The sequence below is a fragment of the Mesorhizobium japonicum MAFF 303099 genome (assembly GCF_000009625.1).
Lineage (GTDB): Bacteria > Pseudomonadota > Alphaproteobacteria > Rhizobiales > Rhizobiaceae > Mesorhizobium > Mesorhizobium japonicum.
Window position 1 is genome coordinate 2,635,528 of sequence record NC_002678.2, and the last position, 25,121, is coordinate 2,660,648.

The 25,121-nt window shown below is 63.4% G+C and carries 18 protein-coding genes; 9 read left to right on the forward strand and 9 right to left on the reverse strand.

Translation table 11 applies throughout. The features are described 5' to 3' along the window. The first annotated feature begins 164 nt into the window (after positions 1 to 164). Entirely contained in the window at positions 165 to 1,271 is a 1,107-nt protein-coding gene (locus MAFF_RS13905; RefSeq protein WP_044548330.1) for an efflux RND transporter periplasmic adaptor subunit, read from the forward strand. Further along, positions 1,268 to 4,471, forward strand: coding sequence for an efflux RND transporter permease subunit (locus tag MAFF_RS13910; protein ID WP_010911558.1), 3,204 nt, complete (start codon positions 1,268 to 1,270; stop codon positions 4,469 to 4,471). Before MAFF_RS13905 ends, MAFF_RS13910 begins: the two co-directional genes overlap by 4 nt. Positions 4,472 to 4,593: 122 nt before the next feature. Here the strand turns inward: MAFF_RS13910 and MAFF_RS13915 are convergent, their stop codons facing one another. Then, positions 4,594 to 6,813 (reverse strand): mechanosensitive ion channel family protein, encoded by a 2,220-nt coding sequence (locus tag MAFF_RS13915; protein WP_010911559.1) that lies wholly within the window; start codon positions 6,811 to 6,813, stop codon positions 4,594 to 4,596. 594 nt (positions 6,814 to 7,407) lie between these two features. On the opposite strand from MAFF_RS13915, the gene MAFF_RS13920 reads away from it, so the two are divergent. Next, positions 7,408 to 8,433 (forward strand): alpha/beta fold hydrolase, encoded by a 1,026-nt coding sequence (locus tag MAFF_RS13920; RefSeq protein WP_010911560.1) that lies wholly within the window; start codon positions 7,408 to 7,410, stop codon positions 8,431 to 8,433. A gap of 384 nt (positions 8,434 to 8,817) precedes the next feature. Here the strand turns inward: MAFF_RS13920 and MAFF_RS13925 are convergent, their stop codons facing one another. The 7 genes from MAFF_RS13925 to MAFF_RS13955 all read right to left on the reverse strand — a co-directional run bounded on the left by MAFF_RS13925 (position 8,818) and on the right by MAFF_RS13955 (position 12,590). Continuing rightward, positions 8,818 to 9,198, reverse strand: coding sequence for a hypothetical protein (locus MAFF_RS13925; protein WP_010911561.1), 381 nt, complete (start codon positions 9,196 to 9,198; stop codon positions 8,818 to 8,820). A 208-nt stretch (positions 9,199 to 9,406) separates the two neighbouring features. Further along, on the reverse strand, positions 9,407 to 9,607 hold the full coding sequence (locus tag MAFF_RS13930) for a hypothetical protein (RefSeq protein WP_010911562.1): 201 nt from the start codon (positions 9,605 to 9,607) through the stop codon (positions 9,407 to 9,409). A gap of 71 nt (positions 9,608 to 9,678) precedes the next feature. Continuing rightward, positions 9,679 to 9,825 (reverse strand): hypothetical protein, encoded by a 147-nt coding sequence (locus MAFF_RS40020; RefSeq protein WP_019861232.1) that lies wholly within the window; start codon positions 9,823 to 9,825, stop codon positions 9,679 to 9,681. 25 nt (positions 9,826 to 9,850) lie between these two features. After that, a complete protein-coding gene (locus MAFF_RS13940) occupies positions 9,851 to 10,105 on the reverse strand; it encodes a GlsB/YeaQ/YmgE family stress response membrane protein (protein ID WP_010911563.1) in 255 nt (84 codons plus the stop codon). Between the two features lie 110 nt (positions 10,106 to 10,215). Then, positions 10,216 to 10,419, reverse strand: coding sequence for a hypothetical protein (locus MAFF_RS13945; RefSeq protein ID WP_032933773.1), 204 nt, complete (start codon positions 10,417 to 10,419; stop codon positions 10,216 to 10,218). 86 nt (positions 10,420 to 10,505) lie between these two features. Beyond that, positions 10,506 to 11,126 (reverse strand): ribonuclease D, encoded by a 621-nt coding sequence (locus MAFF_RS13950; protein WP_010911565.1) that lies wholly within the window; start codon positions 11,124 to 11,126, stop codon positions 10,506 to 10,508. 78 nt (positions 11,127 to 11,204) lie between these two features. Next, entirely contained in the window at positions 11,205 to 12,590 is a 1,386-nt protein-coding gene (locus MAFF_RS13955; RefSeq protein ID WP_010911566.1) for a M20/M25/M40 family metallo-hydrolase, read from the reverse strand. A 444-nt stretch (positions 12,591 to 13,034) separates the two neighbouring features. Here MAFF_RS13955 and polA point away from each other — a divergent pair, with 444 nt between their 5' ends. Beyond that, the gene (gene polA, locus MAFF_RS13960; protein ID WP_044548331.1) at positions 13,035 to 15,998 is read left to right on the forward strand and encodes a DNA polymerase I; all 2,964 of its coding nucleotides are present in this window, start codon (positions 13,035 to 13,037) and stop codon (positions 15,996 to 15,998) included. Between the two features lie 183 nt (positions 15,999 to 16,181). On the opposite strand, the gene MAFF_RS13965 is transcribed toward polA, so the two are convergent. After that, entirely contained in the window at positions 16,182 to 16,586 is a 405-nt protein-coding gene (locus tag MAFF_RS13965) for a Fur family transcriptional regulator (protein WP_032931728.1), read from the reverse strand. 246 nt (positions 16,587 to 16,832) lie between these two features. Between MAFF_RS13965 and MAFF_RS13970 the strand changes: the two genes are divergently transcribed. From MAFF_RS13970 to amrB, 5 genes are all read left to right on the forward strand, one after another. Then, the gene (locus MAFF_RS13970; protein WP_193364007.1) at positions 16,833 to 19,034 is read left to right on the forward strand and encodes a caspase family protein; all 2,202 of its coding nucleotides are present in this window, start codon (positions 16,833 to 16,835) and stop codon (positions 19,032 to 19,034) included. A 116-nt stretch (positions 19,035 to 19,150) separates the two neighbouring features. Next, the gene (locus MAFF_RS13975; protein ID WP_010911570.1) at positions 19,151 to 19,531 is read left to right on the forward strand and encodes a hypothetical protein; all 381 of its coding nucleotides are present in this window, start codon (positions 19,151 to 19,153) and stop codon (positions 19,529 to 19,531) included. Then, positions 19,528 to 20,235: a DUF4760 domain-containing protein gene (locus MAFF_RS13980; RefSeq protein WP_010911571.1), complete on the forward strand. Its 708-nt coding sequence runs from the start codon at positions 19,528 to 19,530 to the stop codon at positions 20,233 to 20,235. The genes MAFF_RS13975 and MAFF_RS13980 overlap by 4 nt, the downstream gene beginning before the upstream one ends. Before the next feature lie 32 nt (positions 20,236 to 20,267). Further along, positions 20,268 to 23,270, forward strand: coding sequence for a caspase family protein (locus tag MAFF_RS13985; protein ID WP_044548332.1), 3,003 nt, complete (start codon positions 20,268 to 20,270; stop codon positions 23,268 to 23,270). Further along, complete coding sequence (gene amrB / locus MAFF_RS13990) at positions 23,267 to 24,952, forward strand: AmmeMemoRadiSam system protein B (protein WP_010911573.1); 1,686 nt, start codon at positions 23,267 to 23,269, stop codon at positions 24,950 to 24,952. The genes MAFF_RS13985 and amrB overlap by 4 nt, the downstream gene beginning before the upstream one ends. The last annotated feature ends 169 nt before the right edge of the window (positions 24,953 to 25,121 follow it).

Consider the following 25,121-nt stretch of genomic DNA (forward strand, 5'->3'; position numbering starts at 1 on the left):
AGCCTGAGCGTAGAAGCGGATCAACCGACCTCCGGGTCCAGCGAGCGAGGACGCAAATGGACACCCCAAAGAATGGGCGATTGCATCGCGACGCAGGCGGACGCCCCCGTCGATCAGCCGGCTGGCTTGCCCGCGCCGCCGTGTCGGCGGCATTCCTGCTCGGTATGGCTTTCAGCAGCACTGCGTTTGCGCAGAACCAGCAGCTACCCGTGGTGACGGCGGCCAAGCCGGTGGTCCGTGAAATCGTCGAAGACGACGAGTTCGTCGGGCGCTTCGAAGCCGTCGACCAGGTCGCCATCCGTTCGCGCGTCAGCGGCTATCTGGACAAGGTCAGCTTCCAGGACGGCGCACTGGTCAACAAGGGCGACCTGCTCTTCACCATCGACCAGCGTCCTTACCAGGCGGCTTATGATGCCGCCAAATCGCAAGTGGATGTCGCCAAGAGTCTGCTCGAATTCTCCAAGATGCAGCTGGATCGCGCAGACGAACTCGCCAAGACCGGCAATATCTCAACCGCGACGGTCGACGACCGCCGGCGGGAATACCTTTCCGCGCAGGCGCAGATGCAGGGCGCGACGGCTGCGCTGACGACGGCTAGCCTGAACATGGAATTCACCGAGATCAAGGCGCCCTTGTCCGGCCGCATCGACCGCCGCCTGGTGTCGGTTGGCAACCTTGTGCAGCCGGATTCCACCTTGCTGACGACCATCGTTACGCGCGATCCGATCGACTTCTATTTCGACGTCGATGAGCGCCTGTATTTCAGCTACGCCCGCGACGCGAAGGTGCGTGGCGGCAGCATGCAGGAAGGCGCTGGCGGGCTCGACGTCGTGGTTCGCGTCGCCGACCGCGCCGAGGCGGTATTCAAAGGCAAGCTCGATTTTGCCGAGAACCGGATCGACAACGCGACCGGCACCATGCGGGTGCGTGCAAGGTTTCCCAACGCCGACGGCATTCTCCAGCCAGGCATGTTCGGGCGCATCAACGTGCCGGGGTCGCTGCCGCATAGCGGCGTGCTGGTGCCCGACGAGGCGATCGGCGCCGATCAGGATCGCCGCATCGTGTTCCTGGTGGATAACGCCGGGACGGTGTCGGCGAAGCCCGTGCGCACCGGCCCGCTTCTCGACGGCTACCGGGTGATCCGCGGGGGCCTGACCGGCGACGAGACGATTGTCGTCAACGGGCTGATGCACGCCAGGCCCGGCACCAAGGTGAAGGTCGAGATGGTGACGTTGCCACCCAAGGCCGAGACCGCCGGGTTGCAGCAATGAGATTCGCACATTTCTTCGTCGACCGTCCGATCTTCGCATCGGTCGTTTCGATCGTCTTGCTGATCCTTGGCGGGATTGCTTATACCCAGCTGCCGGTCGCGCAATATCCCGAGATCGCGCCGCCGACCATCGTCGTTCGCGCGCAGTATCCGGGCGCCGACGCAGAGACGGTTGCAGCGACGGTGGCAACGCCGATCGAGCAGGAGATCAACGGCGTCGAGGGCATGCTCTACATGTCGTCCTATTCGTCGGGTGACGGGGCGATGGCACTGACCATCACCTTCAAGCTGGGCACCGATCTCGACAAGGCGCAGGTGCTGGTGCAGAACCGCGTGTCGGTCGCCGAGCCGCGCCTGCCCGAAGAAGTCCGCCGCCTCGGCATCACCACCACCAAGAGCTCGCCCGACCTGATGATGGTCGTGCACATGCTGTCGCCCGACAATACCTACGACCAGCTCTACGTCTCGAACTACGCCCGCTCGCGGGTGCGCGACATACTGCTCAGGTTAGACGGCGTCGGCGACCTCATCATCTTCGGCGAACGCGAATATTCGCTGCGCATCTGGCTCGATCCGGAAAAACTGTCCGCCCTGGGGATGACCTCGGGCGATGTGGTACAGGCGCTGCGCGACCAGAACGTCCAGGTGTCGGGCGGCTCCATCGGCGCGCCGCCCACCAACACCGGCACGGCGTTCCAGTACACGGTCACCACGCAAGGCCGCTTCAACGACGCACGCGACTTCCGATACGTGATCGTCAAATCGACCGACGACGGCCGCCTGATCTCGCTGCAGGACGTGGCGCGCATCGAACTCGGCGCCAAGGATTACGTCACCAACTCCTATCTCAACGGCAAACCGGCGGTGGCACTCGCCATCTTCCAGCGGCCGGGCACCAATGCGCTCGCCGCAGCCGCGGAGATCCAGGATAAGATGAAGGAGCTTTCCCGCGACTTCCCGAAGGGGTTGAGCTACGACATCGTCTACAATCCGACCGAGTTCGTCGCCGAGTCGATCCAGGAGGTCTACAAGACGATCCTCGAGGCGATGCTGCTGGTCATCATCGTCATCATCGTCTTCCTACAATCGTGGCGCATGGCGATCGTGCCGATCGTGGCGATCCCCGTGTCGCTGATCGGCACGCTGGCGGTGCTTTACGCTGCCGGCTTCTCGCTCAACATGCTGACGCTGTTCGGCCTCGTGCTGGCGATCGGCATCGTCGTCGACGATGCGATCGTCGTGGTCGAGAATGTCGAGCGCAATATCGCCAGTGGGCTGGCGCCCAATCCGGCGTCGCACCTGACCATGAACGAAGTCGGAACGGCGATCATCGCGATCTCGCTGGTGCTGATAGCCGTGTTCGTACCGACAGCCTTCGTCCCCGGCATTTCCGGGCAGTTCTACCTGCAGTTTGCGATCACCATCGCGGTGTCGACGGCGATCTCGGCATTCAATTCGCTGACTCTTTCGCCCGCGCTGGCCGCACTGCTGTTCAAGCCGCACCACGCCGCGGCGGCGCCGCCGCGCTTTTTCCTGGCACGGTTCGGACGGGCGCTCGCCGACGGCTTCAATCGCGGCTTCGACAGGGTCGCCCATTGGTATTCGAGCATCATCCGCGTGCTGGTCGGCTCGCGGATAGCGATCGCCGCCATGCTGGCCGTTTTCGCAGCCCTCATCTACGCCACGGTCTACATGGTGCAGGCGGTGCCGCGCGGTTTCATCCCGTCGCTCGACCAGGGCTATGCGATCGTCGTCGTCCAGTTGCCGGACGGCGCCGCGCTGTCGAGGACCGATGCAGTCATCCAGCAGGCATCGCAGATCATCCAGAAAACGCCAGGCGTCGACTACGCAGTCGCCTTCGCCGGCTTCTCCGGCGCGACCTTCACCAACGCCAGCAACCAGGGCGTGATCTTCGCCAGGTTCAAGCCGTTTGACGAGCGACTGAAAGCCGGCCAGTCGGCGACCCAGGTCATCGGCAATCTGTTCGGCAGCCTGCAAAGCATCAAGGAAGCCTTCATTATCGCGCTGCCGCCGCCGCCGATCCGCGGCGTCGGCAATGCCGGCGGCTTCAAGCTACAGATCCAGGAGCGCAACAGCGCCGACATGCGGCAGATCCTGGCGCTTGCCTACGAAATCGCCGGCAAGGCCAACAAGACTCCGGGGCTTACGGGCGTGTTCACCACGTTCTCCGCGTCGAGCCCGCAATTCTTCCTGGCGATCGATCGCGACAAGGCGCGCATCCTGAACGTGCCGATCCCCAACATCTTCGAGACGCTGTCGATCAATTTGGGCACCGCCTACGTCAACGACTTCAACGCTTTCGGGCGTGTCTACCAGGTGCGGGCGCAGGCCGACCAGGCGTTCCGCCTCGATCGCGCCGACATCCTGAAACTGAAAGTGCGCTCGGCGACCGGCGCGCTGGTTCCGCTCGGCACGTTGATCGAGATACGCGACGTCACCGGCCCGGCGCTGGTCCAGCGTTACAACATGTACGTCTCGGTGCCGCTGCAGGGCAACGCCGCGCCCGGCGTTTCCACGGGCGACGCGCTGGCATTGATGGAAGGGATCACGGCAAAGACGCTGCCGGCCGGTACCTCTTATGAATGGACCGAGCTCGCCTATCAGGAGCACAACACCGGCAATGCCGCCGTCTATATCTTCGGACTGTCGGTGCTGTTCGTGTTCCTGGCGCTGGCGGCGCAATATGAAAGCTGGGTGCTGCCGTTCGCCATTGTGCTGGTGGTGCCGCTCGGCGTGCTCGCGGCGTTGCTCGGCGTGTCTTTCCGAGGGCTGGACAACAACATCCTCGTGCAGATCGGCCTCATCGTGCTGATTGGGCTTGCCGCCAAGAACGCGATCCTGATCGTCGAATTCGCGCGGCAGGCGCAGGAACGCGGCCTGTCGGCCGCCGAGGCTGCCGTCGAAGCCTGCCGGCTCAGGCTGCGGCCGATCCTGATGACCGCCTTCTCGTTCATCCTCGGCGTCGTGCCGCTGATGATCGCAACGGGCCCGGGCGCGGAAATGCGCCAGTCGCTCGGCACCGCGGTGTTCTCCGGCATGCTCGGCGTTACCTTCGTCGGCCTGTTCCTGACGCCGGTGTTCTACGTCGCGCTCAGGTCGCTGTTTTCACGGCGCAAGCCCCGCGCCGAGGCCGAGCCTTCGGGGCCGGCAGAGGCGCCATCCGAGACGGCCGCCAAGTAGGGTTACGAATTCGCCGCGTCGGCGATCGAGCAGAGAGGTTTCGATGCCCAACCTATACTTGGGCATCGCTCTGCATGACCCAAGGAAAAGTCGCGCGGTGACCGACAGGTGTCACAGCTTTCTTACTCCGTTGTGCCAGCTTTTTTTCTCCGCCGATTGGTATGCGACTGCGCGACGGCCATTCTTAGCTCGGGTGTGATCTCCAAAGGCGCATTCTCTGCCTCATGTGGGTTCTGCATCCCCTGGATGTGGACGGTGGGGAATGGGAGTTCGATGCCCTGCTCCTTGAAGGCTTGGCGGAGGCGTAGGAAGAATCTGCCTTTCATACTGAAGGCGCCTCCCGGTCTGGTTGTGACCTTGACCCTCAATACGATGCCGTACTCGCCGAACTCCTGAACGCCCTGCATCTTGATCGGTTCGATCACCCAGTGTTTGAATTCTGGATCTTCCGCCAGTTCGAGGCCGATCCGCTTGATCAGCTTGCGCGCGAGTTCGATATCGGTGTCATAGCCAACGGTGACGTTGAACTTGTCGGTGACCCAGTCGCGGCTCTGGTTCTGGACTGCCCCGAGTTCACCGAAAGGTATCGTGAACAGCGGGCCACGATGATGGCGCAGCTTAACCGAGCGCAGCGAAAAGCTCTCCACCGTACCCCTGTAGCTGCCCGATGAAATATATTCCCCGACACGAAAAGCATCGTCGAGCAGATAAAACACACCTGAGATCACATCCTTGACGATGGTTTGTGCACCAAAACCCACGGCGACGCCGACGACGCCAGCGCCGGCGATCAGCGGGCCGATCTGGATTCCAATTGAGGCGAGCATCATCAGCACCGCCATCACGATGATCACCGCGAGCAGAATGTTTTGGATGATCGGCAACAGCGTGTGCAGCCGCGCCTGATGCGGATCGAGGGTCAGGATGCCCTCCTCGCCGATCACCGCATGCGGTGTGTGGATGCCCAGCTTTCGTTCGATCAAGGCTTTGATGATCGACCAGCCGAAATCGGCGGCAAGCGCAATGACCACGACATTGATCAAGCCGCTCAATATCAGCATGGTCGTCGTATCGCGGTCCCGCATGGATTGCATGTCCAGACCCCAGACACGCGCGAGAAGGTATGCCGCCGCCAGGATCAATATCATTCGGATACCGCGATCGATGACTGCGATCGTCACCGCCGGGATCGTCGGCCGGCCAACATCTTCCGAACCCGGCCGCAGGACGAAATTAACCCCGCGCTGCGTCAGCACGATTGCCAAGGGCAGGACGAATGCAGCGAAGGTAAACCAGAACCATGTATATAAGCCGGCGATGCGTTCCAGGAACAGAACGACGAAATAAGCAGTCAATAGCCATGTCGCTGCCGTGTGACCGTGTCCGTCGTCTCGCCGTGTTCTTGGCCGACGCCAAATGGCAAGCAGCCACAGAAACAGCATCACGAAATCGGCGCCCAGAGACAGGACCATCATTCCGTCCTGGTCGATACCGAGACCCGGCAAGAGGTTAAAGGCGGCGGCGAAGAAGGCGAAGACGCCGACAATCCGCGGTAGCCAATAGAACCAATGGTCAGCCGTTTCGTTGGTGATCGGCAAGGCACGGACCTCGACGGCGTTCTCGACGTGCATGAAGGAAGGGACGAGCATGGCTGCGAGATACATGCGCACGCCCGCCGTAACGACTGCGGCCATCAGAAATGTCAGCACAATCTCGCGGATGAGCATTGGCCAGTCGAACAGCATGAACGCGCCGGCGCTGCCCAGTGCGAACGAGACGATCAGCAGGCTGGAATAAAGCGTGCGGCCGCCGATCTTCTTGGCCCGCCCGATCGGCGTATCCTTCGGCTGCGCGATGATCCAAAGACGAAACGGACGGGTGAGCCTGTAGGTTGCCCAGGTGAGCGCCACGCCGACAGCGATGAATATCGCGATCAGCACCAATACGCCGACAGGCCCCTTGCTGGACATATCCTCCATGGTCTGTGCCCGAACGCGTGCGAACTGGCCTGGCAACAAGGGCAAAGTTCGCACGATTCTTTCGATATGATGCTTGATCCGATCGAGCGTCGAGGATGCCATCATATTCATCTGGCCGGGTGCGGCCACGGCGTCGGACGATGCGTTGGCCGGCGAAGCTTCCGCACCGGCAGGCGCTGCCGTCGACCCGGCGTCCTGATTTCGCTGTTCGGCCATCCAGGCCTTCACTGACGGATCGTCGAGAAGCTCGAACAGCTGCTTGACTCTCTCGGGCGGGACGGTCGCCGATGACTGCGCCTGTGCCGGGCCAGCCAACAGGAGGGCGATCCCAAAGATGAGCGGCCTGGCAATCAGGGCAAACATCGCAGTCAGATCTCCGGGGCGTCGTGCCGGGGCGACAGAGCCCTGGCACCCTACCTCGCTGGTCCTAATCAAAAATTGCGCGCAGTACCACCAGAAAGTCGGCCGGCGGCAGACGAGTCAGGATTGCGAGGGCCGCGCGCAGCCTCTGCAGGATGCCGCATGAGTGGTGCCGAGCACCTCGTCCATGAGGCGGCGGATGGTGAGCGCGCAGCGGCCACACTTGGGGCTGCAGCCGAGACGGCTATAGATCTGGGCGAACGCCGCTGCTCCGGCAACGGCGTCCTTTTCCAAAAGTCGGGCTGATCCGGCGGCTCTTGGTTAAGCCGCGCGCACGGCCTGCTGCTACCTCCGCCTAATAGACCACCGGCTCAACCTCACGCCGCCGGCCTTCTTCGGTTCATGCAAGAGCGCGCCAAACCTCCTCGGTTTCGCGATGAGTGGTTTCGCGAAGGACGGTTCAGTTCGAGCCCCCGGCTGCGCCGGACCTGGCAGAGCGTCAGCGAAACTCCGACTGGTGTGGCGTTTCGACCAAGCGCATAATTGCGCCAAGCCTGCGCAGCGTTGAGCTTGCGCCGCTAGGACAGGAGGCCAGGCATGAGCACAGCTGGCGAAAACGTCGACCGTCAGCGCCGCCGGCTGCTCGGCGCGGCCGCTCTTGCCGCTGCCGGGCGGTTCGGCATTCCCGTCGCGTTCGGCGCGCAGGCGACCGGACAACCGGACGCGTCCTTCGGCCCGCTGAAGCAGGTCGATGCCGGCGTGCTCAAAATCGAGTATGCCGAGGCGGGCCCGCCCGATGGCCCGCCGGTGGTGCTCTTGCATGGCTGGCCTTACGACATTCACAGCTTCGTCGACGTTGCACCGATGCTTGCATCGGCAGGGCATCGCGTTCTGGTACCCTATCTGCGCGGCTATGGGGGGACGCTCTTTCGTTCCACCGGGACATTTCGCAACGGCGAGCCCGCGGCGCTCGCCGTCGATCTCACTGCCTTCATGGATAGTCTCAAGATCAAAACTGCGGTCTTGGCGGGCTTCGACTGGGGCGCCCGGACAGCCGACATCGTCGCCGCGCTCTGGCCCGAGCGCGCCAAGGCGCTGGTTGCTGTCAGTGGCTACCTGATCGGTAGCCAGGAGGCCGGCAAGATGCCCCTGCCGCCGCAGGCCGAGTTCGAGTGGTGGTACCAGTTCTACCTCGCGACGGAACGCGGCCGTCTTGGCTACGAGAGAAACCGGCGCGATTTCAACAAGCTGATCTGGCAACTCGCTTCGCCGAAATGGGCATTCGATGACGCCACCTATGCGCGCAGCGCGGCGGCCTTCGACAACCCTGATCACGTCGACATCGTGGTACACAACTACCGCTGGCGGCTCGGTCTGGCCGAAGGCGAGGCCGAGTACGCCGAAATGGAGAAACAACTGGCCACCGCCCCGACCATCGGTGTCCCGACCATCACACTGGAGAGCGACGCCAACGGCGCGCCGCATCCAGCGCCGAGTTCATACGCCAAGATGTTCACTGGCAAGTATGAGCATCGGCAGATCGGGGGAGGTGTCGGGCACAACCTCCCTCAGGAGGCGCCGAAGGCCTTCGCCCAGGCCGTTCTTGACGTTGCCGGTTCGTGAGACCGTCCGGCGAGCCATCGAGATCCAAAACTGCGACCGTCATATCCCGCCCTATGCACCCCGCACTCGCCGTCGATGCGACGAGGTGTTGTAAAGGTCCATCGCTGAAGCTCGAACCACGACTCAGATCCGCTGTAGGTAACCGAGCTGCCGCCGGCTGTTCGAGCCCCTGATTTTGGCGCTGGCAAACGGTCGCGCCCGGCGCGATGAAACAATCCTCGCCGTTGCATTTTGTCCAGTCGCCAGGGCCCGAGCCATTCTCAGCCGCGACCCAGGCGGTCGCGGACATGTTCCGCGTTGGGGCGCGATCCCAAATGGTCGCGGCTTCGCGTTCGACCGCGCCCCAAATCACCCGTCACCAGGCGATCACCTGGTGGACATGCGTCAGCCGATCGCCGCACGAACCGAGAGCGCTGCCCTGGACGATTGCATAACCTCGCCGACATGGCAGTAGCAGACGATCTCGTGCAGTTGGTGGTCGGTCAGCTCGAAGAAGCGCTTGGCTTCGCCATAACTGTCGTCTTTCAGACCCTCGTCGTGCAATATGGGGTCCGTGAAGGCAACCGCTATCGGCGAGCCATCGCCTCGCATGACATCGCGTTCCGCCGGCGCACGGTATTCGGTCCCGGCGAGCGCGGTCAGGAGCCGGCTGGGCTCACGTTCAAGAAGCTCGGCCCAACGTATGAGACGTTGGGTTCGGCTCATTACCGGCTGTGTGTTGACTTCGGCAACTGCATGCAGCTGGTCTAGTGTTTGGTGTTTCATAGCAACCTCCTAGTAATAGGTTGGTTGACCCCAAACGCCCTCTATCGACATCATAGCGCCGAAGCGTCGATCCGTCATTCTAATTCGATGTCGGGGTAATCGCGCTCCCGGCACTATGCCGATGCAATGGCCCCTTCCTGCCGGCAGTTTTCAACGCTGCCGAGTATCGACAACAGCGCGAAAAAGGCCAGCGTCTGCTCCTCACAGGTCACCGCCACGACGCAGTTCGACCGTCGACGTCAAGGCCTTTCGGGCCGCCCTCCTCGGGGCTGGCCCTGCCACGCAGGAAGGTGTCCTCGTCGAGCACGGTCACCGAGCGCGTGGGCATGCGATGCCCGTTCCAGTCACCGCCGCCGGCATAGACACGCACCATCCGGCTGCCGGCGTCGGCGACGAGGATGTGCCTCATCGCCGGTGAAGCGCACGGCCGGCGTGCTGCAAGACGCCGGCTGGCTTGGTGCCGGCCCCCCGATGGGAAGCTCAGTTCTGCTGGATCGAAATGCCCTTGTCGTCGATCTTGAGTTCGACGCCTTTCGGCTTGGTCTGCTCGCGGTAGACATAGACGCCAAGCGCGATGACCACGACGACGAGCGCGCCAATGATGAGATAGAGCGTATTCTGCTTCATGGCGCGCCCCTTGTCGTCTCGAGCCTCAGGCTCGTTTCAGCACCTTGACCAGCACCAGAAGGATGATGGCGCCGATCGTGGCGTGGATGATGGAAGCAATGACGCCGCCGCCGATGGAGAAACCGATCCGCGGCAACAGCCAGCCGGCGATGAACGCGCCGACGATGCCGACGATGATGTTGCCGATGAGGCCGAAGCCGAAACCCGAGACGATGAGACCGGCGAGCCAGCCGGCAATGGCACCGATGATGATGAAGACGAGAAGGCTTTCGACACCCATGGCGATTTTCCTCCGAGCAGAGGGCGAGCGCGGAGCGGAAGGCTCCGAATCGGCCCCGATATCAACGGCTTCAGGCTATTCGAAAGCAGCTGGCCCCGCCAGCTTGGCGATCATTGATCGTCGTCGTCGCTGGAAGTGGGCCGCCAGCTGGTCGGCTCGACCTTCTTTTGCGTGTGGCTGTCGGTGTAAACCCACCAGCCGTCATCGCGATATTGCCCGATGGATTCGTTGATGACGCCGTCGCCGTCCTTCCACGTGATGGAGACCTTGGAGCCGTCGGTCGGCGCGGTTGCGATCGGCTTTCTGTCGGCCATGTCATCCCCTTTTTCCAGCCCACAGAACGCGACGGCTGGCATCTGGTTCCCAACCAGCTGTCGGGCGCGGATTGTCGCGAAGGCGGTCAGCTGTGAGCGAAGATATCCTCTTCGTCCCAGCCCATCAGGTCAAGCTTGGCCCGCGTCGGCAGGAAGCGGAAGCAGGCATCGGCCTCCTTGGTCCGCCCCTCGCGCGCCAGCCGCCCGGCCAGCACATCGCGCAGCCGGTGCAGATAGAGCACGTCCGAGGCGGCATATTCGAGCTGCTCGGGCGACAGCGTTTCGGCCGCCCAGTCCGACGATTGCTGCGCCTTGGACAGGCCGACACCGAGAAGCTCGAAGCAGATGTCCTTCAGCCCGTGCCGGTCGGTATAGGTGCGGGTCAGCCGCGAGGCGATCTTGGTGCAGAACACCGGTTCGGGCATCACCCCGAAGGCGTTGTAGAGCACGGCAAGGTCGAAGCGTCCGAAATGGAACAGCTTCGTCACGCTGCGATTCCTGAGCAGGCTGACGAGGTTCGGCGCCTTCTTCTGGCCGGGTGCGATCTGGATGACGTCGGCACTGCCGTCGCCGGGCGATATCTGCACCAAGCACAACCGGTCGCGATGCGGGTTCAGCCCCAGCGTCTCGGTGTCGATGGCGACCGCCCCGACATTGTAATGCGAAAGGTCGGGCAGATCATGCTTGTGGAAACGGATGTCGGCCATTGTCTTCTCCGGTCGCGGCGTTCCCCGTCCTCGCCGCGATCCGGTGAAAAATCAACAGGAAAACGTCTTTTCCGCCGCTCAGCGCGTCAGTGCATCGAGAATCCGCGCCCAGGAGCGCTGGCCCTTGTGGAAGGACGACAGCTCGTATTTCTCGTTGGGCGAGTGGATGCGGTCGTCGTCGAGGCCGAAGCCGACCAGCAGGGACTCGATACCGAGATAGGTCTGGAAATCGCCGACAACCGGGATTGATCCGCCACTGCCGGTCGTGACCGCCTGTTTCTCCCATTCGTCCGACAGCGCGTCCTTGGCCTTGGCCAGGAACGGCGAGTCATAGGAAAGCTGGATTGCCGGCGAGCCGCCATGCGGGTGGAATTCGACAGAGCAATCGGCTGGGATACGTTCCCGCACGAAGGCCTGGAACGCGGCACGGATTGCCTTCGGATCCTGCTTGTGGACGAGGCGGAACGACACCTTGGCCGAGGCTTCCGCCGCGATCACCGTCTTGAAGCCCTTGCCGGTGTAGCCGCCGATGATGCCGTTGAACTCGGCGGTCGGCCGCGCCCAGGTCAGTTCCAACACCGAGCGGCCTTTCTCACCCGAAGGGATCGACAGGCCGACAGGGCCGAGGAAAGTCTCGGCCGTCTCGCCGAGACTTTCCCAAGATTTCAGCACCTGTGTTGGCGTCTCCTCGACGCCATCATAGAAACCCGGAATGGTGATGTGGCCGTCCTTGTCATGGATGTCGGCCAGGATTTTCGCGAGAATACGGATCGGGTTGGCGGCGGCACCGCCATAAAGCCCGGAATGCAGATCGCGGCTGGCGGCCTTTACCGTGACCTCCTCGCCGACCATCCCGCGCAAGGAAACGCAGATTGAGGGCGTCTCGCGGTCCCACATCCCGGTGTCGCAGACCAGCGCGAAGTCGCCCTTGAGCTCGTCGGCATTGGCCTTCAGGAACGGTATCAGCGATGGCGAGCCGGATTCCTCCTCGCCTTCGAACAGGATGGTGACGCGGCATGGCAGATTGCCATGCACCTGTTTCCAGGCGCGGCAAGCCTCGACAAAGGTCATCAGCTGGCCCTTGTCGTCGGCCGAACCGCGCCCGGTGATCACCTTGTGGTCGGGTCCGACCTCCTTGACGGCAGGCGCGAACGGGTCGTTTTCCCACAATTCGATCGGGTCGACGGGCTGCACGTCGTAATGGCCATAGAACAGCACATGCGGCGAACCGGCCGGCCCCTCGTGATGCGCAACCACCATCGGGTGTCCCGGCGTGTCGCGCACGCTGGCGTCGAAGCCGATAAGCTTGAGCTCCGCGACAAGCCATTCCGCCGCCTTGCGGCAGTCGGCGGCATAGGCCGGATCGGTGGAGATCGACTTGATCCTGAGCAGGCCGAACAGGCGTTCGAGGCTCTGGTCGAAATTCTTGTCGAGGCGGTCGAGGACGGGGGAAACTGCGGACATATGTGAGACCTTTCGATTCAGTGCCGGAACCGTAAAGGCAGAGCGGGGAAACGAAAAGCCCGAGACGATTGGACCACGGCGCCAGTCGGCTGCCGTAGGCCAAAAAAGTCCGCTGCGCTGGCAAAAAAAAAGACCGCCGTGGTGGAGGGGGAACCACGGCGGCCTCATACTCGAAACGATGCGGCAGCCCGGAGAGGGGGGATAGGCTGCCGCAATTGTCCGGGATAGGCGGGGGACGGGCCTTGCTCCGGACTTCGGCGAAAACTGCCGATGACGTTTATTTGGGTCTCTGAACGTGGCGATTCAAGGGCACCAACGTTACACTTTTGTAACGTGCCCGTGATCGGGCCTGCATACCCCGATCCGTCAGGGTGTTGACGGAACCGATACCTGGCAATGTCTTTGGCATGGACCAAGCCACCGCGCCGCGCTATCCCTGCCGGCATGAAAAAAGGCGATCATCTCTTCCTCATCGACGGCTCCGGCTACATCTTCCGGGCCTATCACGCACTGCCGCCGCTGACGCGCAAGTCCGACGGCCTGCCGGTCGGCGCCGTTTCCGGTTTCTGCAACATGCTGTGGAAGCTGATGCAGGATGCCCGCAACACCGATGTAGGCATTGTGCCGACGCATTTCGCGGTCATCTTCGACTATTCCTCGAAAACCTTCCGCAACGACCTCTACCCCGAATACAAGGCCAACCGTTCGGCGCCGCCAGAAGACCTGATCCCGCAATTCGGCCTGATCCGCCAGGCGACCAAGGCGTTCAACCTGCCGTGCATCGAGATGGAAGGCTTCGAGGCCGACGATCTCATCGCCACCTATTGCCGGCTCGCCCGCGAAGCCGGCGGTGACACCACCATCATCTCCTCCGACAAGGATCTGATGCAGCTGGTTGGCGATACGGTCGGCATGTACGACCCGATGAAGGACCGCCAGATCGGCATCCCCGAAGTCATCGAGAAATGGGGCGTGCCGCCGGAGAAGATGGTCGACCTGCAGGCGCTGACCGGCGATTCCGTCGACAATGTGCCCGGCGTGCCCGGCATCGGGCCCAAGACGGCGGCGCAACTGCTGGAGCAGTTCGGCGACCTTGACGGGCTGCTGGCCCGCGCCGGCGAGATCAAGCAGGACAAGAGGCGCGAATCGATCATCGCCAACACCGACAAGGCGCTGATTTCGCGCCAGCTGGTGACGCTGAAGAACGACGTGCCGGTGGCCGAGGGGCTGGACGACTTCGTCCTGCACGCCCCAGACGGGCCGAAACTGATCGGTTTCTTGAAAACCATGGAATTCACCTCGCTGACCCGCCGCGTGGCGGAAGCGACCAGCACCGAGGCCGGCGACGTCCAGGCCGTCGCGGTGATCGTCGAGCGCGCCGACCACGCGCACGGCCCCGATGTCGGCGCCGGAGCGCCTGTTGTGGCCCGCAGCGGTGCCGAGACGGGCCAGGCCAATGGCGAGGCAACCGCCACACCGACGGCGGACACCGCCAAGCAAGGCGATACCCCTTCCCTGCTCTCGGCCCTGCGGCTGGAGCGCGCGGCGACCGGCAAGATCGACACGGCGGCCTATCCCTGCATTCGCGATATCGCGACCCTGAAAGCCTGGGTCGCCGAGGCGCGAGAGGCCGGCGTCACCGCCTTCGACGTCAGGGCGACATCAGCCGATCCGATGCAGGCCGAACTGATCGGCATGGCGATAGCCACGGCGCCCGGCCGTGCCGGCTATATTCCCTTCGCCCACAAGAGCGGCAACGGTGACCTGCTCGGCGGCGGCGCGCTCGAGAACCAGATACCTCTGCGCGAGGCGCTGGCGGTGCTGAAACCGCTGCTCGAGGACAGATCGGTCCTCAAGATCGCGCAGAACCTGAAATACGATCTCGTCATCATGAGCCGCTACGGCATCGATGTCGCGCCATTCGACGACACCATGCTGATCTCCTATGTGCTCGATGCCGGTACCCCGCACGGCCACGGCATGGACCAGCTTGCCGAGAAATGGCTTGGCCATACCCCGCTCCAGCTCAAGGATGTCACCGGCTCCGGCAAGAGCTCGGTCGGTTTCGACCAGGTCGATATCGACAAGGCGACGGCGCACGCCGCCGAGGACGCCGATGTCACGTTGCGGCTCTGGCTGGTGCTGAAGCCCAGGCTTGCCGCCAAGGGCCTGGTCTCGGTCTACGAGAGGCTGGAACGGCCGCTGGTGCCGGTGCTGGCGCGCATGGAGCAGCGCGGCATATCGGTGGACCGGCAGATCCTGTCCAGGCTGTCAGGCGAACTGGCGCAGGGTGCCGCCCGGCTGGAAGAGGAAATCTACCAGCTCATCGGCGAGCGCATCAACATCGGCTCGCCCAAGCAGCTCGGCGATATCCTGTTCGGGCGCATGGGCCTGCCCGGCGGCTCCAAGACCAAGACCGGGCAATGGTCGACCTCGGCGCAGCTTTTGGAAGACCTCGCCGCCGAAGGCCACGAACTGCCGCGCAAGATCGTCGACTGGCGCCAGCTGACCAAGCTGAAATCGACCTACACCGATGCGCTGCCCGGCTTCATCCATCCCGACACCAGGCGCGTCCACACCTCCTATGCGCTGGCGGCGACGACGACAGGCCGGCTGTCGTCCTCCGACCCGAACCTGCAGAACATTCCGGTGCGCACCGCCGAAGGCCGCAAGATCAGGACCGCCTTCATCGCCGACAAGGGCAACCGGCTGGTCTCGGCCGACTACAGCCAGATCGAACTGCGCGTGCTCGCCCATGTCGCCGAGATTCCGCAACTGCGGCAGGCTTTCGCCGACGGCGCCGACATCCACGCCATCACCGCGTCGGAAATGTTCAACGTGCCCGTGGAGGGCATGCCTTCGGAAGTCCGCCGTCGCGCCAAGGCGATCAATTTCGGCATCATCTACGGCATCTCGGCCTTCGGCCTCGCCAATCAGCTGTCCATTCCGCGCGAGGAAGCCAGCAACTACATCAAGAAATATTTCGAGCGTTTCCCCGGCATCCGCGACTATATCGAGGAGACCAAGGCCTATGCCCGCGAGCACGGCTTTGTCGAAACCATCTTCGGCCGGCGCATCCATTATCCCGATATCAGGTCGTCCAACCCTTCGATCCGCGCGTTCAACGAGCGCGCCTCGATCAACGCCCGCCTGCAAGGCACCGCCGCCGACATCATCCGCCGCGCCATGGTGCGCATGGAGGAGGCGCTGGACAGGGCGAAGCTATCGGCCCGCATGCTCCTGCAGGTGCATGACGAACTGATCTTCGAGACGGTCGAGGCCGAAGTCGAAGCGACGATCCCCGTCGTTCGCCATGTCATGGAAAACGCGGCGATGCCGGCGGTATCGATGTCGGTACCGCTGCATGTCGATGCGCGAGCCGCGAACAACTGGGATGAGGCGCATTAGCGCCAACGCTTCGTCATCCTCGGGCTTGACCCGGGGATCCATGCCGTGACCTCACTCGAAGATCGCGGCGGAGCAGAACTTGAGGTCTGCATCGCTGCAACACGTCCATGTCACGGAATGGATACTAGGGTCTGCGCGCGTCGCTTCGCTCCTTGCTTCGCCCTAGTATGACGAAGCGAAGGCTTAGGCAGCCTCGGCCCGGCACTTCGCGCACGTCCCGCGAAATTCTATGACCGCCTTCTTGGCGGCGAAGCCCGTCGAATGGACCCATTCGTTCAGCCGGTGGTCGACATCGTGATCCGACATCTCGGTCACCTGCCCGCAGGTGTCGCAGATGGCGAAGGCGGTCATCGAATGGCTGTGATCATGCGGCTCGGCGCAAGCGACGAAGGAATTGATGCTTTCCAGCCGGTGCACGAAGCCGGACTTCACCAGCGTGTCGAGCGCGCGATAGACCTGCAGCGGCGCGCGAAAACCGCGCTCGCGCAACTGGTCAAGCAAGGTGTAGGCGCTGAGCGGTCCGCTGGCGGTCTCGAGCTTCTCGAGCACGCACAACTGGTTCTTCGTCAGCACATCCCTTGCCGCCATGGTCCGGTTCCAACTTGTCCTGCGCCATCTCCAGGCTGTTTGCCCGTGCAAACCGCCTGATCCCATTCAGATAGCGACGAACCGTCGTCTTTGCTACTCTTTCTGTTGTTGTCCCGGACCCATCGATAACGTGCCGGCGCATTTGATGACGGCAGGCTTGATGGCACGGCGACATTCAAAATACTGACAAAATCCTCGACGAGGGTGGTTTCGCTTGGGAAATTCGATCGGGCTTGGGGAAGCAATATGATCAAATTGACACGCCGGACGCTGCTTGTCGGCACGTCCGCGCTCGTGGCGGCCGGTACGGTATCGTTCCGGGCGATGGCGGCATCGCGCACCTATCACGCGCTGCTGGTCGCCTGCACCGAATATCCTGCCCTGCCGCAAAGGAACTGGCTGATCGGGCCGAAGAACGATGCCGGCCTGGTGCACGAGTATCTGCTGAAGAACGTGCCCGACCCGGTGCGCTTCGCGCCCGAAAACGTCACGCTACTTGCCAAGGACGTGCCCGGCGCCAAAGGCTTGCCGACCCATGCGGCGATCAAGGCGGCGCTCGCCGATCTGGCGGCCAAGGTTCAGCGCGACGACTTCGTCTACCTGCATCTGTCCGGCCACGGCGCCCAGCAGCCCGAAAGGGCCAAGGGCGACGAGACCGACGGGCTCGACGAGATTTTCCTGCCCGTCGACATCGAGAAATGGATAAACCGCGATGCCGGCGTGCCGAACGCGCTGGTCGACAATGAGATCGGCGATGCGCTCGACGCGATCCGCAACAAGGGCGCCTTCGTCTGGGCTGTCTTCGACTGCTGCCATTCCGGCACCGCGACCCGCGCCGTCGAGGTTGACGACGAGTTGGAGCGCAAGGTCGAATTCGCCGACCTGGTAGGCGGCGACGAGGCTGCAAGGGCGGCGGCCATCAAGACTTACGAGGACACGGTCGCAGGCGCCTCGCGCGGCCTCGACGAGAATGGCGCGCGCAAGCCCGCCTTCAACCTGACGCCGACCGGCGGCGAACCGATCACCAAGGGCAAGCTGGTCGCCTTCTACGCGGCCCAGACGGTGGAAACGACGCCGGAGATGCCGCTGCCCAAGGGCACTGCGGATGCGCCGCGCTTCGGCCTGTTCACCTTCACCATCCTGTCGAAGCTCGCCGAAAACCCCAATGTTACCTATCGCCAGCTTGGCCAGGCCGTGCTGCAGCAATATTCGGCCGACAGCCGCACCCGTCCGACGCCGCTGTTCGAGGGCGAGCTCGACGCGCGCGTCTTCGGCACCGACAAGACCGACGCCGTCATGCAGTGGCCTATCATCGTCAAGGACGGCCAGGCGACGATCGGCGCCGGCCTGCTGCATCGCCTTACGCCCGGCAGCAAGCTCGCCATCCTGCCGTCCGCGCTGTCGTCGCTGTCCGACGCGGTCGGCTATCTCGAGGTGGAGTCGGCCAAGAACCTGGAAAGCCGCGTCAAGCCGGTCGAGTTCGAGAAGAAGCCGGCACTCAAACTGGCCGACATTCCCGCCAACGCCTATGCGCGGGTGGCTGAGATCGCCGTCGACTACAGACTCACGGTCGCTCGGCCGGCCGAGACGAAGGGACTCGAGAAAGAAACCGAACTGGTCAATTCGGTTCTCGACGAACTGGCCACGGCCAAGGAAACCGGCTTCAACATCGAATTGGTCGACCCGGGCAAGAGCGCCGAGCTACGCTTCGCCGTGATGTGCGAGAATGCCATAGCGGGCGCGGCCAAGGATGCCAGCGACAAGCCGGCGCTGTGGTTCCTGCCGGCTTCGGGCGACGTGACGCTGAAGGACGGCAGCAAGCCGCCGCTGATCATCATCCACCCAGACGATCGCCAGAAGCTGGTCGACCCCACGACCAGGAATTTGCGCACCATTTTCCGCGCCACCGGGCTGTCGCGGCTGGCGGCGGCCTCCGACTACAAACCCGAGGATGTCGACGTCCAGTTCCAGGTCAAGCGTCGCGACAAGGATGGGCTCGAACCCTTGCAGGCTTCCGCGGTGCCGCGCGTCTCGCCGGGCGACGAGGTGCATGTGCTGGCCAAGAACAGCTCGGACCAGCTGGTCGACATCAACGTGCTCTATGTCGGCAGCGACTATTCGATCACCCACATCGTCGCCGAACGCCTGGCGCCGCAGGCCACGCTGGAGGAAGGGCTGCTCGCCTTCACCGACACCAGCTTCGGCATGGAGCGGATGATCGCGGTGCTGACCGAGGCGCCGCCGGAAAGCGAGAAGGAAGATCTGAGCTTCCTGGCGCAGGACGGCGTCGCGGCGATGACGCGCGGCCTCGGCCCCGCCAGCTTCTCCGACATGCTCGCCGATATCGGCATGGCGGCGCCGACCCGTTCGGTGATGCGGCTTGCCGACAAGAGCGGCCCGAAGGGGGCAGTAATGATCTTCCCGATGGAGACGGTGCCGCGCGCCTGAGTTCCGCCCCAAGGCCGCACGGCCTGGTATCGCCGGCTCTTGCGCGATTGGCGCGATATGAGAACATCCCGCCGCGGCCAAGGGCTCAGCGGCTGACGAAGCAGATAGGATCGATTGTGAAGAAGTCTTTTTTCTCCTGGCGGGCAACGGTTGCCGGACTTGCCGGCGGCCTGTTGCTGATCGTCAACGCGTCTGCGCAGGACACATGCGGCCTTTGTGCCAAGCGGGTGGTCATCAATTCGGAACTGGCGACGTGCTTCCTCGATCAGTACGACCAGTTCGCCAAGACCAGCAGTGACGCGGTGGTGGTCGACCTCTCGAGCTGCGCCTCGCGCGGCGTGGTCGAAGCCTTGCCGTCGCCGAACAAGGCGCCGGCGGAGCCGGACATGCAGTTCATTGTTTCGCGCCCGCAACTGGCATGCCTGAAAAAGCAGCTTGAAGCGCCGGGCGTAGTGCTCGATCCCTCCGCCACCATCGAACTGGACAGCTGCAAATGAAGAAGCCGGGGGGCACGACAAAGCAGACACCGGTAGCCGCACCCGCAAAGGCGCCAGCAACGAAGGAGACGCTGCCGGAAACCACCGAAGGTTTTCCCTGGCCTAGCAGCCATGAGATCAAGAAGGAGAGCAATCCCTTCACCGATCGCGACTGGCGCATGCTGGTCTATGCCTGGTCAGGCTTGCTGGTGCGTTTCGCCATCATCTTCACCCTGGCATTCTCGGTCTACCAGTTCCTGGCCAACCAGGAGCAGAAGCGCGTCGAGCAGACAATGTCCCTGGTCGAGCTCTGGGAAACCAAGGACTACCAGCAGGCACAACGGGCGTTGAAAGATCGTCTTGCCGCCCTCAACGCCAAATACGACAATCTGCTCAGCGCCAACCCCTCGCCGACCGAGGAACAGGTGTTCCGCCAGCGCATCGGCATCGAGGCGATGAGCACCTCCGGCGGCGACATGCCGCTCGCCGACTTCAGCGAGAATTTCGACCGCATCGTCTATTTCCTCAACCGGCTGTCCTTCTGCGTCGATGGCAACCTGTGCTCGCGCAAGGTCACCGATGCCTATTTCCGCGACTACGCCGTCTCGTTCTGGAGTTATTTTGCCGGCTATGTCGACAAGCAGCGCAAGGCGGGTTCACCGACTTTTGCCACGGCGATCGAGGCCTATGTTCGCAACGGGCAACCAGGCGGCGAAGCCAGATAGCGATGGGGAAACCCGGAACCACCTTCCGCCTCATGCGTGCCAGCCGCTGGCTGGCCATGGCTGGAGCCTTGATCACGGCCTCGGCCGCCTGCGCCGAGGACGCCCCGGATTTCCGCCTCGACCTCGACACCGGAGGCCATACCGCCCGGATTGCCCGCCTCGCCTTCACCCCCGATGGCGAGGACATTGTCTCGGCATCCGATGACAAGACCATCCGCATCTGGGACTGGCAGAGCGGCGTGACGCTGCGCACCATTCGCGGCTATCTCGGCAATGGCAGCGACGGCAAGATCTTCGCGGTCTCGGTTTCGCCGGATGGCAAGACGATCGCCGCAGGCGGCTATTTCGGCGCCGGTCTCGGCGACAAGCCGCCCTATGGCGACATCAGGCTGTTCGACTTCGCCACCGGCAAGATGAAGGCCGTGCTCAGGGCCGCCGACTACGCGACCTACGACCTCGCCTTCTCGCCGGATGGCAAGACGCTGGCTGCCGGTGGTGGCGACGGCATGGTCTATCTCTGGCGGCTCGACGACAAATCAGCGACAGGCTGGACGCTGGACAAGAAGCTCGACGCCGATTCCTGGCACATCGACAAGCTGGCCTTTGCCGCTGCTGGAACCCGGCTGGCGGCCACCACCACCGACAATGGCATCCGGCTCTGGGATGTCGCCAAGGGCGAGGAAATCGCCTTGCCTGATGAAGCCGAGCCGTTGCGGGACGTCAGCGTGCTGGCGCTGGCCATCTCGCAGGACGGCAGCCTGTTCGCCACCGGCAGCAAAGACGGCCAGGTCCAACTCTGGCGAGCGGCTGACGGCACGTTGGTGCACGCCATGCCCAAGCAGGATTTCCTCATCGGCTCGCTGACCTTCGCCAAGGGATCGCGGCTGGTCGCCTCCTGCGGCTATCGCTGCGCCGACAAGCACCGCTCTATCGTCTGGAACACCGACAGCGGCGAGAAGCTGCTCGACTACAGCGGCCATGACGGCACCGTCTATGCCAGCGCCGCCAATGCCGACGGCTCGCTGGTGGCGACGGCCGGCGGCACCCGCAACGCCATCCAGGTCTGGGACCCGGCGACCGGCGAACGCAAGGCCTTGCTCCAAGGAGTGGGCGAACCGGTGACCGCGATCGGCATCGATGCGGCAAACGGCATCATCGCCTGGGGAAATACCAACCCCTGCCCCGAGCGCGTGGCTTGCCCCGAGCAATTGGGCGCATTGGACAAGAGGTTGGAACTGCCCACAACGGAGCGGTTCTTCGATGACCCTCAGCCGCTGACGGAGCCGGGCTCGTTTGCCCGCGCCGCTCAGAGCGATGGCGAGTGGTCGCTGCACGCCACAAAGGGCGGCAAGGACGCGCTGGAGAACGCGGTTCTGGAGATCGCCAATGGCGGCAAGGTGGTGCGCTCGATCGAGAACGACGCCACCAACGGCTTTGCGCATTCGGCTTTCACGCTGATCGACAACGGGCTTGGCCTGATCACCGGCGGCAATGACGGCACGCTGCTGGAATACAAGGCCGCGACCGCCAGGGTCTCCGGCGAATTCACCGGCCATACCGGTGAAATCAACGCCATGGCCGCCTCGGAGAAAGCCGGCCTGCTGGTCACCGGCAGCGCCGATCAGACATTGAGGCTGTGGAACCTGAAGACGCACGAGCTGATCGTGTCGATGTTCTTTGCCGGCCCGCAATGGATCGCCTGGATGCCGCAGGGCTACTATTATTCCTCCGATGAGGGCGACAAGCTGATCGGCTGGCACGTCAACCAGGGCCGAGACCATGAAGGCCGCTTCATCCGCGCCGGCCAGTTGAAGAAATACCTCTGGAGCCCGGAAATGGTGCGCCGCGCCATCATCCTGCGCAGCGCCAAACAGGCGGTGAAGGAGATGCGACCGGGCGTCGACAACGAGTTGCAGAAGCTCTTGCAGCGCAAGCCGCCGGAATTCGGCGTTCGCCTGGCCGACGACCAGAGCAAGGTCCGCGACGGTTATGTCGCCGTCGAGATAACAGGTGCCAAAGAAGCCGGAACTGATGTCGCCGGCTTCTCGATCCTGTCGAACAGCCGCAATGTCGGCGACATCGCCACGCGTTCGGCCGAAGGCGACAAGACAACAGTCGAGGTGCCGGTCGAGAATGGCCAGAACACCATCCGCATCACCGGCACTAACGAATATGGCTATCTGACCGAGCGCAGCGTGACGGCGCTGGCGAGGAAGACCGAAAAGGCCGAGGCCAAGGGCAAGCTCTATGTCGCTGTCATCGGCGTCGACAAATATCCGTTCCTGACCGACGCCTGCTCCGGCCACGCCTGCGATTTGCGCTACCCCGTCGACGACGCCACCGAATTCCTCGAGGTGGTTGCGCAGAAGTCGGCGCCTTTGTTCTCGTCGATGGAGACGCTGGTTCTGGTCAATCGCGAAGCGCTCGACGAGAGCCCCGACAAGGCCAAGCAAACCTACACCGTCGCCAGCGCCGACAACATCATGGAGCCGGACTCGCACACGATCGACGACCAGCTCGCCGATTTCCTCGACAGGCCTGGCGAACACGACACCACCATCGTCTTCGTCGCCGGCCATGGCATCAACATCGACGAGGATTACTATTTCATCCCGACCGATGGCCGCAAACAGGATGCCGACCGCTGGAAGCGATCCTCGCTTGTCGACTGGGGCGACATCCAGAAATCGGTCGAGCGGGCCAAAGGCATGCGCTTCATGCTGCTCGACACCTGCCATGCCGCCAACGCCTTCAATCCGCGCCTGGAAAAGGACGCACAGGACGCGCGCATCGTTGTGTTCTCCGCCACTGCGGCCAACAACACCGCCGCCGAATTGCCGGAGCTCGGCCACGGCGTCTTCACTTACTCGATCCTCGAGGGCCTGCGCGGCAAGGCGAGAACCTCCGACGGCGGCATCACGCTTTTCGGGCTCGCCGATTTCATCTCACACGAAGTGGTGCGGCTGACTGCGTCGAAGCAGAAGCCGTTCTACTATGTCGGCGGCGTGGAGAACATCGTGTTGGCCGAGCCGTGATAGCCCGCCTGCTGACGGTCATCATCTTCTCCCTGGTTCTCGGCGGCACGGCACAGGCCGCCCCGATCGTCTGCCCACCCGGCACCGAAAACTTTCCACCCTTCTACGACGACGCCACGCTGTTCAGGGACGCCATCGCCAGCGTCGCCACTATCCCGCCCTCCAACCAGCGGCTGACCGGCATCACCGTGCCACATCACTTGCTGGCCGCCGACCTCGTGGCGCTGGGTTTTCATGCCGTCTCCGGCTTTCGTTACAAGCGCATCGTCATCCTATCGCCGGATCATTTCCACAAGACGCACAAGCTCTACGCCACCACGGCGCGCGGCTTCGACACCGTGCTTGGTCCGGTGGCCGCCGACAGCGATGCCGTGCGCCTGCTGGAAGCACACGGCGACATGGTCGAGGAATCCTGTCTGTTCGATAAGGAACATGGCGTGCGCGCCATGCTGCCCTTCCTGCACCACTATTTCCCCGAAGCGAAGATCGTGCCGGTGGCGATGTCGGTGAAGGCGAAGCGCGGCGACTGGGACAGGCTGGCCGAAGCGCTGAAACCGATTGTCGACCAGGACACGCTGATCGTCGAATCCACCGACTTCTCGCACTATCTGCCCCAGCACGATTCCAGGCGTTTCGACCAGCAGACGCTGAACATGCTGGCCGCCGGATCGCTCGACGGCATCGCGGCGCTTCGCCAGCCCGATCATGCCGATTCCGTCGGCGCGCTCTACATCCAGACCAAGCTGCAGCGCGAATTGTTCGGCGCCCAGCCACTGGTCGTCGCCAACGAGAACTCGCAGGAACACACGTCCGACTATGTCGAGCGCACCACCAGCTATGTCGTGGCGCTGTTCGGCGCCTTCGGTCCCGGTTTCAACAACCCCGCGCTGCCAAAGGACAAGATCTACTATCTCGCCGGTGACGTGAATTTCGGCCGCGCCATGAAGAAGATCCTGGTCCGCGACGACGTTGCCGACAAGATCGTCGACAGCATACTGGCACTGACCGGAGCGCGACCGCTGATCGTCAATCTCGAAGGCGTCATCCTGCCCAACGTGCCGGAAGCGATCGACGACATGACGCTGGCCATGCCGGAAGACCTCGCCGCCAGCATGCTGAAGCGGCTGCACGTCGCCGGCGTCAGCCTCGCCAACAATCACGCCCATGATCTCGGCCCCTCCGGCTATGCCGAGACGCTGCGCGCGCTGGACGGAGCCGGCATCCCGCATTTCGGCCAGGGTGAGACGCTGGCGCTGGCCGGCCTCGACCTTGTCGGCCTGACCGACATCGACACCAACGGTTCGAAGAACACCGACCTGCTCACCCCTGCCTTGCTCGACCGCCTGCTGCACGAGAATGCGCAGCGACCGGTGGTGGCCTTCGCCCATTGGGGCCGCGAATACAAGACCGAACCGTCGGCGCGCGAAGAGATGCTTGCTGATGAGATGCGGCTGCGCGGCGTCTCGGTCATTGTCGGCGGCCATCCGCATGTCTCGAGTGAGGCGATCGTCCCGCTCGCCGGCGGCGATGTGGCGGAGGTCTACTCGCTCGGCAATTTCCTGTTCGACCAGAGTGCGCAACGCTCCTCGGGTTCGATGGTGGAACTGCGCGTCTTCGCCCAGGGCACGATCTTTGTCAGGCTCATTCCGCTTCCCAACTATTTCGAGATGGGCCGAAAGTAGGCACTCCCCAGGGTGTCGAGATTCGGGTCAGGCCCAGCCGAGAATGGTGGTCTCCGGGGTCGCTCTTGCGACGAGCGGAGCGTACTTTTGGGTACGTGAGCTCAGTTCTACTGCGACGCAGTAGAACGGGGAAGCGCAGGAGAGTGCCATTCGCAGGCCGGCCTCACCT

What these genes read in the sequence shown, in the direction of transcription:
- MAFF_RS13905 (WP_044548330.1), top strand. Translation starts at nt 165, where the DNA reads ATGGCTTTCAGCAGCACTGCGTTTGCGCAGAACCAGCAGCTACCCGTG.
- MAFF_RS13910 (WP_010911558.1), top strand. Translation starts at nt 1,268, where the DNA reads ATGAGATTCGCACATTTCTTCGTCGACCGTCCGATCTTCGCATCGGTC.
- MAFF_RS13915 (WP_010911559.1), bottom strand. Translation starts at nt 6,813, where the DNA reads ATGTTTGCCCTGATTGCCAGGCCGCTCATCTTTGGGATCGCCCTCCTG.
- MAFF_RS13920 (WP_010911560.1), top strand. Translation starts at nt 7,408, where the DNA reads ATGAGCACAGCTGGCGAAAACGTCGACCGTCAGCGCCGCCGGCTGCTC.
- MAFF_RS13925 (WP_010911561.1), bottom strand. Translation starts at nt 9,198, where the DNA reads ATGAAACACCAAACACTAGACCAGCTGCATGCAGTTGCCGAAGTCAAC.
- MAFF_RS13930 (WP_010911562.1), bottom strand. Translation starts at nt 9,607, where the DNA reads ATGAGGCACATCCTCGTCGCCGACGCCGGCAGCCGGATGGTGCGTGTC.
- MAFF_RS40020 (WP_019861232.1), bottom strand. Translation starts at nt 9,825, where the DNA reads ATGAAGCAGAATACGCTCTATCTCATCATTGGCGCGCTCGTCGTCGTG.
- MAFF_RS13940 (WP_010911563.1), bottom strand. Translation starts at nt 10,105, where the DNA reads ATGGGTGTCGAAAGCCTTCTCGTCTTCATCATCATCGGTGCCATTGCC.
- MAFF_RS13945 (WP_032933773.1), bottom strand. Translation starts at nt 10,419, where the DNA reads ATGGCCGACAGAAAGCCGATCGCAACCGCGCCGACCGACGGCTCCAAG.
- MAFF_RS13950 (WP_010911565.1), bottom strand. Translation starts at nt 11,126, where the DNA reads ATGGCCGACATCCGTTTCCACAAGCATGATCTGCCCGACCTTTCGCAT.
- MAFF_RS13955 (WP_010911566.1), bottom strand. Translation starts at nt 12,590, where the DNA reads ATGTCCGCAGTTTCCCCCGTCCTCGACCGCCTCGACAAGAATTTCGAC.
- polA (WP_044548331.1), top strand. Translation starts at nt 13,035, where the DNA reads ATGAAAAAAGGCGATCATCTCTTCCTCATCGACGGCTCCGGCTACATC.
- MAFF_RS13965 (WP_032931728.1), bottom strand. Translation starts at nt 16,586, where the DNA reads ATGGCGGCAAGGGATGTGCTGACGAAGAACCAGTTGTGCGTGCTCGAG.
- MAFF_RS13970 (WP_193364007.1), top strand. Translation starts at nt 16,833, where the DNA reads ATGATCAAATTGACACGCCGGACGCTGCTTGTCGGCACGTCCGCGCTC.
- MAFF_RS13980 (WP_010911571.1), top strand. Translation starts at nt 19,528, where the DNA reads ATGAAGAAGCCGGGGGGCACGACAAAGCAGACACCGGTAGCCGCACCC.
- MAFF_RS13985 (WP_044548332.1), top strand. Translation starts at nt 20,268, where the DNA reads ATGCGTGCCAGCCGCTGGCTGGCCATGGCTGGAGCCTTGATCACGGCC.